Source organism: Endozoicomonas sp. YOMI1 (genome assembly GCF_024606345.1).
In the GTDB taxonomy this organism is placed as follows: Bacteria; Pseudomonadota; Gammaproteobacteria; order Pseudomonadales; family Endozoicomonadaceae; genus Endozoicomonas.
Genome location: NZ_JAHHPM010000560.1, coordinates 1 through 14,245, shown reverse-complemented (window position 1 = coordinate 14,245; position 14,245 = coordinate 1). Strand labels below are relative to the sequence as shown.

The window sequence follows — 14,245 nt, the reverse complement described above, 5'->3', positions numbered from 1 at the left end:
TTTCATTTACTTTAATGTGGCCAGAATTTTCTGAGTGCTCTTTCTTATATTGTCTCGATAGTATCTTCTATTTGGCTGTTGCTGAGTACTTTTTATACTCTTTCTGCTTGGTATGAATGAGAATTCTTAAAACGATCATTACTATCATTTTAAAAAATGAATAAATGACGTACTCTCTTTACTTTTTAAAAAGTGGGTGTTCTTTTTTCCCTTGGTCATATTGGGAAAGCTCATGTCTGATCGTTCTAACGGGAGCCTGTTGAGGCGCAGCAGGTTTTACCGTTTGCCCATCCAGAGGACTGCGTCCAGTATTACTTGACGGTTCAGTTGATAACTGATGAGCCTGTTTAAGCAAATGGCGTTTAGAAAACTTGTGCCTGGTTAGATTTTTTTTTAGTGAAAAGCTCATTTCGCACACCTCACATGTATATTGCTTTTCGCCGGTGTGGGTGCGGGTGTGGTTTACCAGGTCAATGCTTTTGATAAACCTTTTGTCGCACTCATCACACTTATAGGGCCTCACGCCGGTATGGATGCGGGTATGTTCTGTCAGGGTAATGAGTTGTTTGAAACTCTTTTCGCATATATTACACTTATATGGCCTATCTCCGGTATGGGTGCGGGCATGATTTATCAGGGTGGAGGAATGTATGAAGCCCTTTTTACACACCTTACACTGATAGGGGTTTTCTCCGTTGTGCATACGGATGTGTTTTTTTAGATTCGAATGTCGACTAAAGCTCTTCTCACATTGATTACATTGAAAAGGCTTCTTGACAGTGCGCAAGACCTTTGTTGAATTTTCTATCTGAACATCCGGTTCATTCATTTTTATTTCTGTGAAAATATCACCATTTCCGGATTTATTACAATTTTTGTGGTGCGAAGATAGTGGACGTTTATTTCTTTCACTATCTTCGGACGTATAGTCAAAATCATCAGTATCAGGAAATAATGGAGGAATTTTCTGCATTTCTAACCAAAGGGGTGAATCAAAAACACCATAATTTTCGATTATTTTATCAATATAGCCAAGACCTTCCAGTTCAACTGTTTGAAGTTTTTTATCATAAAAAGATGAATTTTTTATTCCAATCTCTTTTTCATGACATGTTGTTGTGGTTTCAGTGAGCCAGTCAGAAGCTCCATAAAAAAAAGAAGGGGTATTAGAAAGTGGATGCATGTTAGTACCCCTATTTAGGTTTCTATGTTTTTTTGTTACTTTTTTGACTTGAATTCAGGGAGGTTAGAACATCTTTATTTGGCTTTGGTTCCCTGTGGATACTTAAATTTTTTAGCTACCCCTGCCACTATGGTTTTTCCCGACTCTGAACCTTGGGTATGCTGATTGTCTTAACTGAGTTTACGCACCCCGGGATGTCCCAGAGCAACAAATTTCACCTGGCCTTTGCTAATCATCAGCAGGATGCCCACAGTGTATTTTATTCAATGTTTCGGTAATCCAGTTCCTTGCGGCGTCATTGGCTTGTACTGAGGAAAGCGGTTCTGTTCTAATCACTGGTCCTATTTCCACCTCTATAGTGCCAGGCCGTTTTAACCAGGAATCATTCGGCCAGAAAGCACCGGCGTTATGGGCAATAGGAATAATATCGACGTCTGCAGCTTTCGCCAGGCCTGCTCCTCCACGGGAGAACTTTCCTGGCTCACCGGGAGGCGTTCGAGTTCCCTCCGGAAAAATGAGAACCCAGACGCCATGTTCAAGTGCTGCTTTACCCTGGTCCCTTACCTGTTGCAGTGCCTGTCGTGCATCCTTGCGGTTGATGGCTATGGGCCGGGTTTGTTTTAACGCCCAACCAAAAAAGGGAATCTGTAACAGTTCCTGCTTAACAACCTGTATTTGTGGTGTCACCAGGGTTTGCAGGAAAAACGTTTCCCAGGTGCTTTGGTGGTTACTGATAATGACGCAGGGGGTATCAGGAATATTCTCTCTCCCTTTTACCTCCCATCGAATGCCACAAATTAAACGACAAAGATATATCGATACAATGGCCCATGTTTTGACAAAAATACGATGACGACGTTTAAACCGGAAAGGATAGATAAACAGGATCATCAACATTGCCCAGAATACGGTCCAGACTGCCAGCGACAAGTAAAAGACAGTTGTCCTTATAACAGTAAAGGTAGTGGCCATTGACCGGGTCACTGCCCGGGTAGTTGCAGAACCGACAGCTGATGACATTAAAATCCCTCTGAAAGTAGTTCTTTTACAAAGCTGTTTAGATTGTTATGAACAGCTACATCCCTGCTACCAGAAAGGCTACCAGAAAGCGCTTCCGGTTGTTCGATGAGTTTAGCCTGAGTTTTAAGGCCTTTACCAGTTAGTACCAAGGCTACTTTACAACCGCTGGTGACACCGGCCTGAAGATCACGAAGTGAATCGCCGACTACCCAGGTTTCTGCGGGGTTGGCATCGTAGTCGGTAAAAATCTGGTCAATAAGCCCTGTTGCCGGCTTTCTGCATTGACAGTGTTCGTCCGGACCGTGTGGGCAGTAATAGATGCCATCAATATGACCTCCCTGCTCTTTAACCAGCCTGATTAGCTTGTCATGCATGGCATTGAGCTCTTTGCCAGTGAAGTAGCCACGGGCTAATCCGGACTGGTTGGTCGCTACGACGACGCGATAGCCCACAGAGGACAGCCGGGCAATGGCTTCAATACTCCCCGGAATGGGAAGCCATTCTTGTTCAGAGCGAATGTACTGGTCTGAATCTTCATTGATAACGCCATCCCTATCCAGAATAACAAGCCTGGTCATAGTGCTCCTGAAACACATAAAAAAAGTGCGACTGGTGCCGCACTTTATCAGGTTGTGCCTAGCTTTTCTGCAATAAAGAGATATCAGCTACCTGCAGGAACAGGCTGCGCAATTGCTTAAGCAGTGCATAGCGGTTCAAACGGATAGTTTCATCTTCTGCATTGACAAGTACCTGGTCAAAGAACATATCAACAGGTTGCTTCAGTGCCGCCAGACTCTCCATGGCAAGGGCATAGCGACCTTCTGCCAGAGCGGGTGCGATTTCCTCTTTCTTGGCAAATACAATGTTGGCAAGCTCAAGTTCAGAAATTTCACTGAGCAGAGTCTCATCCAGCGCGTCTGGAATAATGATATCCCCGGCTTTCGCCAGAATATTCGATACACGCTTGTTGGCAGAAGCCAGGGCGTCCGCTTCATCCATGGCATTAAAGCGGGTAATTGCCTTTATACGACGATCAAAGTCCAGTGGTCGGGTAGGGCGTAATGCCTTAACGGAGTTGATGACCTCAATCGCAATGCCTTCTTCCTGGTAAGCGGCATCAAAACGTTCCAGCATGTAATTGACGACTGTTGTATTAAGATCGTCCAGCGCTGGCAGAGAAACACCTAACTCCTGATAGCCCAGAATCGCCTGATCGATCAGCGCTTCCAGATCAAGATTGAGTTTCTTCTCAACAATGATTCGCAGCACACCGATGCTGGCGCGACGAAGTGCGAAAGGGTCTTTACTACCGGTAGGCAGCTGATTGATACCAAAAATACCGGTAATGGTGTCCACTTTATCGGCAATCGCAACGGCACAGCCAATCAGTGTTGAGGGTAACTGGTCACCGGCAAAGCGAGGCATGTACTGTTCATACAGCGTCTTGCTGACTTCGGGATTTTCACCGTCGTTGTCGGCGTAGTACTGACCCATGATGCCCTGAAGCTCTGGAAACTCCAGAACCATTTCAGAAACCAGGTCGGACTTGCACAGTTGACCGGCACGTTCAGCCAGCGTGGCATCACCACCTTCCGTTTGCGCAATGTAAGACGAAAGTCGTGCGATACGTTCCGTTTTAGCAAACACTGAACCCAATTGCGCCTGGAAGACAATGGGCTTCAATTTTTCACGACGATCGTCCTGTGTCTGTTTGCGGTCAGTATCGTAGAAGAACTTGGCATCAGCAAGACGGGGGCGAATGACTTTCTCATTACCTTCCACAACATGACGAGGCTCGGCACTGTCAATATTGGCCACGGTAATAAAGTGCGGCAGGAGTTTCCCTTCACTGTTTTCCACGTGGAAATATTTCTGATGTCCCTTCATGGAAGAGATCAGTGCTTCCGATGGAACGGCCAGGAACTCATCATCAAAACGGCCACAAAGGGCTACCGGCCATTCGTTGAGGGCGGTGACCTCATCCAGAAGGTCAGGATCAATCACTGAGTGACCATTAATCGTGGTAGCGACCTGTTCAACCTGCTCACGGATAATGTCACGCCGGGTTTCAAAGTTGGCAATCACTTTGCCCTGCTCGTGGAGAACCTGTGCATAATCGGCAGGGTTGGTGATGGTGATTTCCCGGTTCCCGTGGAAGCGGTGACCACGGGTTGTGTTACCGGCTTTCAGGCCCAGAATGTCACAGTCAATTATATGATTGCCCTGCAGCATCAGCAGCCAGTGAACGGGACGGACAAACTCGGTACGGCTGGCACCCCAGCGCATACGTTTGGGAATGGGCAGGTTATTCAGAGACTGGGTAATGATTTGGGGCAGCAAATCTTTGGTGGCCTGACCCGGTTTGACCGATCGGTAGATCAGCCAGGCACCTTTCGGTGTTTCTTCCTGTTCCAGGTCGGCAAAATTTACCCCGTTGGAACGGGCAAAACCAAGGGCTGCCTTGCTTGGGTTACCTTCCGCATCATAGGCGGCTTTGACCGCAGGTCCCTTGCGCTCAAGCTGTTGATCTGGCTGTGCGGTATCCAGGCCTTTGATCAGCAGAGCCAGACGACGTGGAGCGGCAAACGACTGATAATCGGAAAATGTGATCTGGGCCTGTTCAAGACCGGAAAGAATGCCCCGGGTAAACGCGTCAGACAGGTTCTTTAATGCCTTTGGTGGCAGCTCTTCCGTTCCCAGCTCAATCAGGAAGTCTTCTTTAAGCGCTTTATTAAGAGACGTGCTCATCATTTTTCCTCCTGCGCGCTTTCTTTAACGGTTTCTTTGGCAAGAGCAGCCAGAACATCATCTCGAATGCGGTCATCCGCAAGAGGGAAGCCAAGCTCACGGCGTTTATCAAAGTAAGCTTTGGCGACTGCGCTGGCCAGGGTTCTGACGCGCAGGATAAAACGCTGGCGTTCCGTCACTGAGATTGCGTGACGGGCATCCAGCAAGTTAAAGGTGTGTGAAGCTTTCAGAACGTACTCATAAGCCGGCAGCGGCAGGCCGATATCAACCAGTTTCCGGGATTCGCGTTCAAAGAAATCAAAATGGTTGAACAGCTCTTCAGTGTCAGCATGCTCAAAGTTGAATGTGGACATTTCAACTTCCTGCTGATGGAAAACATCCCCATAAGAGACCGGGCCTTGGGGACCCACCGTCCAGACCAGGTCATAAACGTTATCGACATTCTGGATATACATGGCCAGGCGCTCAAGACCATAGGTGATCTCGCCGGTAACCGGGTAACACTCAATACCGCCGACCTGCTGGAAATAGGTGAACTGGGTGACTTCCATACCGTTCATCCAGACTTCCCAGCCAAGACCCCAGGCACCGAGTGTGGGAGACTCCCAGTTGTCTTCGACAAAACGAATGTCATGAACCAGTGGATCAATGCCCAGTTGTCGGAGTGAGTCCAGGTAAAGCTCCTGAATGTTATCGGGAGATGGCTTCATCACCACCTGGAACTGGTAATAATGCTGAAGACGGTTGGGGTTTTCACCATAACGGCCATCGGTTGGGCGACGACTGGGCTGAACATAAGCTGAGTTCCAGTTTTCCGGGCCGATGGCACGCAGAAAAGTGGCTGGATGGAAAGTACCCGCACCCACTTCCATATCCAGTGGTTGCATGATGACGCAGCCCTGTTGGGCCCAGAATTGTTGCAGGGCGAGGATCAGCCCCTGGAATGTATTGATATCTGGCGTGCTCTGGGAAGTCACTTTTCTACCTCTTAGAGACTCAAATGCAAACTGGTCATTTTTTGAACATTGAGCGTTGTGTTGCGAGCAATTATCGATGACCGGTTAATTCACCTGGCTCAGGTTTCCCTGTGAGTGACCACTCGCAGGGTTCGACTGTAAAAAAAGAGAGTGATTATACCGGTTTGTGGGATTAAGTTTAAGCTGTGGATAAGTTGTGAAAAATGTGGGTAAAATTTAAGGTTTGCCTAATTGGTGAACTTAATAGCTCGAATAGTTGTCATAACCGTATTTAGAAAGGTTTTTCATCCATGCATGTAACTAACTCTGGCATTACTAACGCCTTGCGTTCTTTTACACCGATGGGGCCTGAAACTAATAACAATAAGATTGTTGATAAGAATACTTATCCAGTTAAGGCTGCTTCTCTAAAATCAAAGCTCAATCACATACCCAGGCCCAGGAATGCGTTTATTATTTTTCGCAGTGTTAAGGCAGCGGAAGCAAAGAAAAATTGTAAAATTATACCATATCAAAGTGAAATCTCCAGACAAGCGGCCTCAGATTGGAAAAAAATGTCTAGCATTGAAAAGGCGTTTTATTATCAGGCAGCCAAATTAGAAAAAACTGAGCACAAAAAAAAATATCCCGACTATAAGTTTCACTCCAGAAAGCTCAAAAAATCCGATGCTGGAAGTAAATCAAAAGGCAAAGCAGTAACAAGTCGGAAGAGAGATAATCTCAAAAAACACCACTCTGGTAAAAGTTCTGTTTCTGGCGTTTCAACGAATAGAGGAAAAACGCAGAATGCTAAAAAAATGTCAGCTTTGGATAATTTGGGAACAGAGATGACACATCAAAAGCGGTTAAAAAATGAGCCTCCGACAATGAACGAAAGCAAAGCTGGCAATAATAGTAGTGCAGCACCGTTGCATCAGGATTCAGGCTGTAGGGAAGTTTCCCATCAAAATAGTATTTCTTCAAATGAAGGTTACGATAATCAACCAAAATTAGGTGAGGAAAGTTTTACTGAGTCTAAAATTTCTGATTTGTTGAGTCCATTTGATAAACTTCCGTGGCTAAGGGTTCTGGAGGGTGAGAGCCTGATAGACTGAGTATAATTATCTGCATTTCAACCTGAGACTCTCCCCCATGGTTTTTATTGATCCTGCCTCCGGTTACGAGCTTCTTTTGTAGCACATGTTATGCCCATAACCTTTGTTCTGGCCGTTGTAATGTGATGGTGGGGGGGGAGTGGCGGTGTTCGTCCACTGATGATCTGAAAAAGTGAAAAGAGGGAGAAAATGGCTGTTCGATGTAACCACCTTCTCCTGAATGGCATTAATAACGCCAGAAGGTTGGAGTAAACAACACCAGAAGTGTAAAAATCTCCAGACGTCCCAGTAGCATGGCAAAAGCAAGAATCCACTTTGCTGCATCGGGCAGGCTCTGGTAACTGAACGCTGCTTCGCCAAGAGCGGGTCCGAGATTATTCAGGCAGGAAGCAATGGTTGAAAATGCCGTAGTAAAGTCTAACCCTGTCGCCAGTAAGGCCAGAAAGAGAAGAACAAACATCAGAATGTAAGTGGCAAAGAATCCCCATACCGCTTCACCCACCCTTGGGCTCACGGGTTTACCGCCGATTTTGATGGTAAATACCGCATTAGGGTGAACTAAACGACGAAGTTCTCTCATGCCCTGTTTGGCAATCAGGGCAACCCTGATGACTTTCATGCCACCGGCGGTAGAACCTGCACACCCCCCCATGAAACTGGTAAAAAACAACAGCAGCGGCAGAAACATTGGCCATGCTGTAAAGCTCGAGGATGAGGTGTAGCCAGTGGTTGTGGCTACGGATACCACTTCAAACAGACCATAGCGGAAGGACTTGGTCAGGGAATAGGTATCAGAAAGATAGAGTGTTGCAACAGTGATTGCTCCAACAACACCCAGAATGGCCAGAAACCACTTAACTTCCGGATCTTGAATATAGTGGGTCAGTGACTTATGTCGCCAGGCGGTAAAATGCAGGGCAAAATTGATGCCGGCAATCAGCATGAAAAAGATGGCGACAGAGATAATCATGGGGGAATTGAAGTGGCCCATACTGCCGTCATAAGTAGAAAAACCGCCGATGGCGATGGTGGTGAAACTGTGGCAGATCGCATCAAACAGGTTCATTCCGGCTAACCAGTAAGCCAGGGCACAGGCGGTCGTTAGAAAAAGATAAAGAAACCAGAGCGCTTTGGCGGTCTCGGTAATTCTGGGCGTCAGTTTTGAATCTTTAACCGGCCCGGGAGTTTCTGTTCGATACAGCTGCATACCGCCGATCCCCAGCATTGGTAGAATAGCCACTGCCAGCACAATAATCCCCATGCCGCCAAGCCATTGCAGCTGCTGGCGGTAAAATAGAATAGAGCGGGGCAGGTGCTCAATACCGGTTAGAATGGTCGCTCCCGTGGTTGTTAAGCCCGACATGGACTCAAACAGTGCGTCGGTAATACTGAGTGCCGGGCTTTCCATCAGTAGAAATGGCAGTGAGCCCACGGCCCCCAGAACAATCCAGAACAGTGCGGTGACCAGAAACCCTTCACGGGTGCGCAACTCATCTTTGATATGCCGGAAAGGGAACCAGAGGAGGACGCCTAGCATCAGTGTTAATAAGAAGGTATAGATGAAGATGGACATTTCCTGCTCTTGATAAAGCAGTGCCACCACAATCGGAGGAAGGCTGGACGTGCTGAATAAAATTAACAAAATGCCCAAAATGGGAAGAATAACCTGAAACTGCATGGTGCTCCTGCTTCATCCAGTACAAGCACCCGGCGATATGGCGTAAGGAATATGCCGGACACTCAAATAACCTGCCATGTTGTATTCTTATAATGGCTATAAGAAATTCTAATTTTATGCTGTAGCAGGTTACTCCCAATCCATGGGAAAAATAAAGCCTGAACGCCTTTTGTCATATAAAAAAGAGGCTAAATAATATTACACCTAGGTAGTAAATCAGTGATAGAGCGCAAATATTCTCTTTCAGTGATAGAGCGTAAAAATTCTCTTTGATAGTCTGAAAGTGAGCTATCATCCCTCATTCGACGAGCAAAGTCTTGTACTGCCTGATGTTCCTGACAATGTGATTGGAGAGACCATTCCGCTACCGCTTTCGTTACCTTGATTGAGTCCTTCATCCGGCTTGTCGTTGGCCCAATAACCTTTAGTATTTTCTCAAGATATTTCTCTTCTCCGGTTGCATAGAAACCTGACCACCAAAAATCAAGCTTTTCTGGGGTCACTACGTTACGGTTAATCCATTTGGCCCGTTCAGAGCTCCCCTCGAGAATCTCAGAGGCTAGCTCACCACATTTAGATGATAGAATTGGCCAGTTGTTTTTTTCAGATATCAGGGCAATGGCAAAAGGAAGCTTATGCTTCAAGCATCCTTCACCCGGATCGAGATGATCAAAATTCAGGTCTGTAAGCTTTTCAAACTGACGAAATTTAGCTTCTGAAGGATCACGATAGAAATTCATCAACAAGTCAGACAGTTCACACTCGGCCTGTTCAGTATCATTGATGGAAGCCGGGATGCTCATCAACGGTTCTCCATCAGTTGCTGAGTGGGCTGAGCTTCTATTACCTGTTGTCGCCTGAGGCATGGTTGGCAAGGAGAGAAATGCCTCTGGGATGATGATGTGACTGATATCCTGTGCTGTTGTGGTTCCGGTCATTTCCTGAACAGGTGTATCTGTTTTGACGGAAGCTTGTGGGCTCACTGTTTCTACAGGCCGACCAGCAGCGAAGCCTCTGATATTCAGGCCAGTGATGTGCTGGTCAGTTTCGATACTTGCAGGATTAAGCGACGTGGCCGTTTTGCTGGCGGTAAATTGATTGCTTGTGTCCAAGGTTGTTTCCTATCGATGCTATTGATTTTCCCCCTTAGACATCAGTTGTCAGGAAAAGTTTCCTGTGATGGATAACACAAAGCAATGGTTTAAAAGAACCCAAGACCAACCTGGAAGAGTTGCTCAAGTTCACGGATTTTGCGTTTATTGGTCAGGAAGAGAATCACATGATCGCCGGATTCGATTCGGGTGGTATCGTGAGCAATCAGTACCCGATCATCACGAACAATCGCACCAATGGTCGCGCCCTGGGGTAACTCCACTTCCTGAATGGTTTTACCCACCACTTTAGAACTTTGCTTATCACCATGGGCAATGGCTTCGATCGCTTCAGCAGCGCCTCTGCGCAGTGAGTGAACATTTACTATGTCGCCACGCCTGACGTGCTTGAGGAGACTGCCAATAGTGGCCAGCTGTGGAGAAATCGCAATATCAATTTCACCGCCCTGCACTAGATCCACATAAGCAGGGTTGTTGATCAGTGCCATGACCTTACGGGCGCCCAGACGTTTCGCCAGCATGGATGACATGACATTGGCTTCATCGTCATTGGTCAGCGCACAGAAGATATCGGTATCTTCGATATTTTCACTGATCAGCAGCTCTTTATCGGAGGCGTTGCCGCAGAAAACCATGGCTTTGGTCAGCGTTTCTGATAGGAACTGGCAACGTTCCATATTGTGCTCAATGATCTTGACCTTATATTGGTCTTCCACGGCCTGAGCCAGGCGCAGGCCAATATTGCCACCACCGGCAATAATGATGCGCTTGTAGTCATCATCCAGTCGCTGAAGCTCACCCATAACATCCCGGATATCTTCACGGGCGGCAATAAAGAAGACCTCATCGTCCACCTCAATAACGGTGTTCCCCTTGGGCATAATGGCATTGCCACGTCGGAAAATGGCGGCTACCCGGGTATCCACATTGGGCATGTGTTCACGGATATAACGAAGCTCGTGACCCACCAGCGGGCCGCCATAATAAGCCTTCATGGCCACCAGCTGGACACGACTCTCGGCAAAATCCAGTACCTGAAGGGCTCCGGGACGTTCCAGCAGTCGTTTGATGTAGTTAGTAACCACTTGCTCCGGGCTGATAAGAACATCAATGGGCAGTGCGGCATTGGCAAACAGGCTTTCATTTTTCAGGTAAGCTGCCTGACGGATACGGGCAATTTTGGACGGCGTGTGGAACAGTGTGTAGGCAATCTGGCAGGCCACCATATTCACTTCATCACTGTTGGTGACCGCCACCAGCATATCGGCTTCATCGGCCCCGGCCTGTTTCAGCACCCCGGGAAACGATGCTTTACCCTGGATGGTTCGTATATCGATTTTATCCTGCAGCTCGCGAAGTCGGGTGGCATCGGTATCGACCACGGTAATGTCATTTTCCTCACTGGCCAGGTTTTCTGACAACGTGCCGCCCACCTGACCGGCACCGAGAATGATGATTTTCATTTGCAATCCGTCTTTACCATCAGGCTGTAAAAAAATCCGTCGCCTCTGTTAGGTCTGCCGGTCATAGCGCCGTTGTCCGGGCGACTGCCAGAGCCGGAAAAACTGCCAGAGCCGGGAAAAAGCTGCTTGCCAAACCCGGTATTGTGACCCCATTGATCGTCAATGGGTAGCAATCTGGCATCCGGAGTTTCAGACAGGAACTGCTCTATCTGCAGATGGTTTTCCCGGGGCATGATGGAACATGTGGCATAGAGTAACGTGCCGCCGGGCTTCAACAGTGGCCAGATAGCCTTAAGGATTTTCTGTTGCAGCTGAGCCAGTGCATCAATATCTTCTGGCTTTCTCAGCAGTTTGATATCCGGATGGCGACGAATAACCCCGGTCGCTGAGCAGGGAGCATCAAGAAGAATGTGGTCGTATGGCTTGCCCGGGAACCAGCTGTCGGGATCCGTTGCGTCGCCACACAGAACATTTGCCGTCAAACCCAGCCTTTGCAGATTTTCAGCCACTCTTTCGAGGCGGACACTATCCGCATCCAGTGCATCAACCGTAATATCAGGATTCAGTTCCAGCAAGTGACAGGTCTTGCCCCCCGGCGCACAGCAGGCATCGAGAATATGATCACCGGGTTTCGCCTGGATTAAGCTCGCCGCCAACTGGGCTGATTCGTCCTGAACACTGACAGCCCCCTCATGAAACAGGGGCAGCTTGTCAACGGCACCGGGTCTGGCCAGGGTAATGGCCTGCGGGGCAATTTTGGACTGTTTCGCCGCTATACAGTCATCCAGCAGCTTTTTCAGGTATCTGGCGGGCTTGATCTTCTGCTCATTAACCCGAAGGGTCATGGGAGGAGGCTGATTGTTGCCCGTAAGAATGGTTTGATAATCGTCCGGCCAGGCCCGTTTAATGGTGTTGATCAGCCATTTCGGGTGTGACCAGCCGCAAACCGGGCTGCGCTCTTCCAGGTCATGCAAATCTTCCAACCGGCGCTGGGAATTTCTGAGAATGCCATTGACCAGGCCCCTGGCCCAGGCTTTACCCATGGTCCGGGTTGCCTGTACCGTCTCACCGATGGCGGCATGGGGAGGAATGCGGGTAAAGAAGAGTTGATAAAGACCAACCAGAATCAGGTTATGAATGTCCTGCTCTTTCTCTTTCAGGGGTTTCTCCGTGAGAAACTTAAGCCAGGCATCCAGTCGGTGGTAGTAACGGAGTGTGCCATAGGAAAGTTCAGCCAATAACGGCTGGTCTTTTTTGGACAGTTTTTCCTGTAACTGCGGCAGTACACTGCTCAGTGATTCTCCCAGGGTTACCCGGGTGATCGCCCGTGCTGCTGACTGTCGAACAGAAGATTGTTTAGCCATATCAGGTAAAAAAGCGCCTAACTGAATTGTTTTCCGGTGCTGAACATCGCTTTTTTGCTGTTCAACAGCTCCTGCACAGTCATTGCACGGCTTCCTGCCAATTGCAGCCGTTTAATGCGCAGGGTGCCTTCATGGCAGGCAATATCCAGACCCTCTTTATCGGCCTTGATCAGGGTTCCCGGCGCTTTGGTTGTGCTTTCTTCCTGGGGCATTGTTTCCAGGGCTATGGCTTCCCAGACACGGATGTTCGTGTCATCCAGTGCGGTGATCGCCACAGGCCATGGATTGAATGCCCGAATCTGCCGGTTCAGGGCCTGTGCTGATTTCTGCCAGTCCAGCCGTGCTTCTTCTTTACTCATCTTATGGGCATAGTTAGCCAGGTTGTCATCCTGTTTTTCCGGATGAATATGGCCCGCTGCTATGTCATCAAGCGACTGAATGAGAGCAGGCTGGCCCACTTCAATCAGACGGTCATGAAGGTCCGATGCGGTATCGGTTGGATGGATGGGGCAAAAGGCTTTCAGCAACATGTCGCCGGTATCCAGTCCAGCGTCCATCTGCATAATGGTGACACCTGACTCAGTGTCACCGGCTTCAATAGCCCGCTGGATAGGGGCTGCTCCGCGCCATCTTGGCAGGATGGAGCCATGCACATTGATACAGCCCAGTGTTGGGGTGTCGAGAACCACCTGTGGCAGAATCAACCCATAGGCAACAACCACCATTAGATCAGCATCCAGAGCGGCAAGTTCTTGCTGAGCGTCTTCATTTCTGAGGGACTTTGGCTGAAAAACGGGAATATTGTGAGCAACAGCCAGGGATTTGACCGGTGAGGGCATGAGTTTCTGACCACGTCCCGCAGGCCTGTCCGGCTGGCTGTAGACAGCGATCACCTGGTGTTGGCTATCCAGAATGGCCTGAAGGTGTGCACTGGCAAACTCAGGGGTTCCGGCAAAGATAATTCGAAGGCTTTTCATCAGTGTTTTCTTTTGCCGAGTTTTTTCCTGATACGGTCCTGTTTCAAGCGGGAAAGCGTGTCGATGAATAATTTACCTTCCAGATGATCCAGCTCGTGCTGGACACAGACTGCCGCCAGCCCGTCATAATCCCGTGTGTACTCATTACCATCGCGATCTAAAGCCGTGAGTCTCACTTGAGCGTAGCGATCCAGCAGTTCATAAAAGCCGGGGACTGACAGGCAGCCTTCCTGAAAGTCGGACTTTTCATCGCCGATGGGCTCATAGCCCGGGTTGATGAGAACCTGGGGCTCGTTACCTTGTTCAGAAAGATCCATTACCACGATGCGCTGATGAATATCCACCTGGGTTGCCGCCAGACCCACGCCATTGGCGTCGTACATGGTCTCCAGCATGTCATCAACGATACGTCGAATGTCGTCATTAACCTCCGCTACAGGCCTGGCAACCGTGCGAAGTCTTTGGTCAGGGTATTCCAGTATTTCCAGTAGAGCCATCAGTGATCTCAGGTTGAACGCAGCCAACGAATAATGAAGTTTGTTGACCTTTCAGTATATCTGTAAATTCAGTCTGTACCTAGGAGCCTGTCCGAGAATAGACTGCCCTACTGCGGTGGCAGCAAATTGGTC

At 48.3% G+C, this 14,245-nt stretch carries 12 protein-coding genes; 1 reads left to right on the top strand and 11 read right to left on the bottom strand.

The window, feature by feature from the left end; genetic code table 11:
* Positions 1–178 precede the first annotated feature (178 nt).
* The 5 genes from KDK15_RS19760 to glyQ form a co-directional block, all read right to left on the bottom strand.
* Positions 179–1,183, bottom strand: coding sequence for a C2H2-type zinc finger protein (locus tag KDK15_RS19760; protein ID WP_257297110.1), 1,005 nt, complete (start codon positions 1,181–1,183; stop codon positions 179–181).
* A 228-nt stretch (positions 1,184–1,411) separates the two neighbouring features.
* Positions 1,412–2,203 (bottom strand): 1-acyl-sn-glycerol-3-phosphate acyltransferase, encoded by a 792-nt coding sequence (locus KDK15_RS19755; RefSeq protein WP_257297109.1) that lies wholly within the window; start codon positions 2,201–2,203, stop codon positions 1,412–1,414.
* Positions 2,203–2,781 (bottom strand): D-glycero-beta-D-manno-heptose 1,7-bisphosphate 7-phosphatase, encoded by a 579-nt coding sequence (gmhB, locus tag KDK15_RS19750; RefSeq protein WP_257297108.1) that lies wholly within the window; start codon positions 2,779–2,781, stop codon positions 2,203–2,205. Before gmhB ends, KDK15_RS19755 begins: the two co-directional genes overlap by 1 nt.
* 58 nt (positions 2,782–2,839) lie before the next feature.
* Positions 2,840–4,951 carry a glycine--tRNA ligase subunit beta gene (glyS, locus tag KDK15_RS19745; protein WP_257297112.1) on the bottom strand — a complete coding sequence of 704 codons (2,112 nt, stop codon included), beginning with the start codon at positions 4,949–4,951 and terminating at the stop codon, positions 2,840–2,842.
* Positions 4,951–5,928: a glycine--tRNA ligase subunit alpha gene (gene glyQ / locus KDK15_RS19740; RefSeq protein WP_257297107.1), complete on the bottom strand. Its 978-nt coding sequence runs from the start codon at positions 5,926–5,928 to the stop codon at positions 4,951–4,953. Before glyQ ends, glyS begins: the two co-directional genes overlap by 1 nt.
* Positions 5,929–6,218: 290 nt before the next feature.
* On the opposite strand from glyQ, the gene KDK15_RS19735 reads away from it, so the two are divergent.
* The gene (locus KDK15_RS19735; RefSeq protein WP_257297106.1) at positions 6,219–7,022 is read left to right on the top strand and encodes an HMG-box domain-containing protein; all 804 of its coding nucleotides are present in this window, start codon (positions 6,219–6,221) and stop codon (positions 7,020–7,022) included.
* A 226-nt stretch (positions 7,023–7,248) separates the two neighbouring features.
* Here KDK15_RS19735 and KDK15_RS19730 read toward each other — a convergent pair whose 3' ends face one another.
* The 6 genes from KDK15_RS19730 to def form a co-directional block, all read right to left on the bottom strand.
* On the bottom strand, positions 7,249–8,700 hold the full coding sequence (locus KDK15_RS19730) for a TrkH family potassium uptake protein (protein WP_257297105.1): 1,452 nt from the start codon (positions 8,698–8,700) through the stop codon (positions 7,249–7,251).
* A gap of 188 nt (positions 8,701–8,888) precedes the next feature.
* A complete protein-coding gene (locus KDK15_RS19725; RefSeq protein ID WP_257297104.1) occupies positions 8,889–9,812 on the bottom strand; it encodes a hypothetical protein in 924 nt (307 codons plus the stop codon).
* Positions 9,813–9,901: 89 nt separating this feature from the next.
* Entirely contained in the window at positions 9,902–11,275 is a 1,374-nt protein-coding gene (gene trkA / locus KDK15_RS19720) for a Trk system potassium transporter TrkA (RefSeq protein WP_257297103.1), read from the bottom strand.
* The gene (gene rsmB / locus KDK15_RS19715; RefSeq protein ID WP_257297102.1) at positions 11,272–12,639 is read right to left on the bottom strand and encodes a 16S rRNA (cytosine(967)-C(5))-methyltransferase RsmB; all 1,368 of its coding nucleotides are present in this window, start codon (positions 12,637–12,639) and stop codon (positions 11,272–11,274) included. Before rsmB ends, trkA begins: the two co-directional genes overlap by 4 nt.
* Before the next feature lie 17 nt (positions 12,640–12,656).
* Positions 12,657–13,616, bottom strand: coding sequence for a methionyl-tRNA formyltransferase (gene fmt, locus KDK15_RS19710; protein ID WP_306800411.1), 960 nt, complete (start codon positions 13,614–13,616; stop codon positions 12,657–12,659).
* Complete coding sequence (gene def / locus KDK15_RS19705) at positions 13,616–14,113, bottom strand: peptide deformylase (RefSeq protein WP_257297101.1); 498 nt, start codon at positions 14,111–14,113, stop codon at positions 13,616–13,618. The genes fmt and def overlap by 1 nt, the downstream gene beginning before the upstream one ends.
* Positions 14,114–14,245: the final 132 nt, after the last annotated feature.

What these genes read in the sequence shown, in the direction of transcription:
- KDK15_RS19735 (WP_257297106.1), top strand. Translation starts at nt 6,219, where the DNA reads ATGCATGTAACTAACTCTGGCATTACTAACGCCTTGCGTTCTTTTACA.
- fmt (WP_306800411.1), bottom strand. Translation starts at nt 13,616, where the DNA reads ATGAAAAGCCTTCGAATTATCTTTGCCGGAACCCCTGAGTTTGCCAGT.
- trkA (WP_257297103.1), bottom strand. Translation starts at nt 11,275, where the DNA reads ATGAAAATCATCATTCTCGGTGCCGGTCAGGTGGGCGGCACGTTGTCA.
- rsmB (WP_257297102.1), bottom strand. Translation starts at nt 12,639, where the DNA reads ATGGCTAAACAATCTTCTGTTCGACAGTCAGCAGCACGGGCGATCACC.
- KDK15_RS19755 (WP_257297109.1), bottom strand. Translation starts at nt 2,203, where the DNA reads ATGTCATCAGCTGTCGGTTCTGCAACTACCCGGGCAGTGACCCGGTCA.
- glyS (WP_257297112.1), bottom strand. Translation starts at nt 4,951, where the DNA reads ATGAGCACGTCTCTTAATAAAGCGCTTAAAGAAGACTTCCTGATTGAG.
- KDK15_RS19730 (WP_257297105.1), bottom strand. Translation starts at nt 8,700, where the DNA reads ATGCAGTTTCAGGTTATTCTTCCCATTTTGGGCATTTTGTTAATTTTA.
- def (WP_257297101.1), bottom strand. Translation starts at nt 14,113, where the DNA reads ATGGCTCTACTGGAAATACTGGAATACCCTGACCAAAGACTTCGCACG.
- gmhB (WP_257297108.1), bottom strand. Translation starts at nt 2,781, where the DNA reads ATGACCAGGCTTGTTATTCTGGATAGGGATGGCGTTATCAATGAAGAT.
- KDK15_RS19760 (WP_257297110.1), bottom strand. Translation starts at nt 1,183, where the DNA reads ATGCATCCACTTTCTAATACCCCTTCTTTTTTTTATGGAGCTTCTGAC.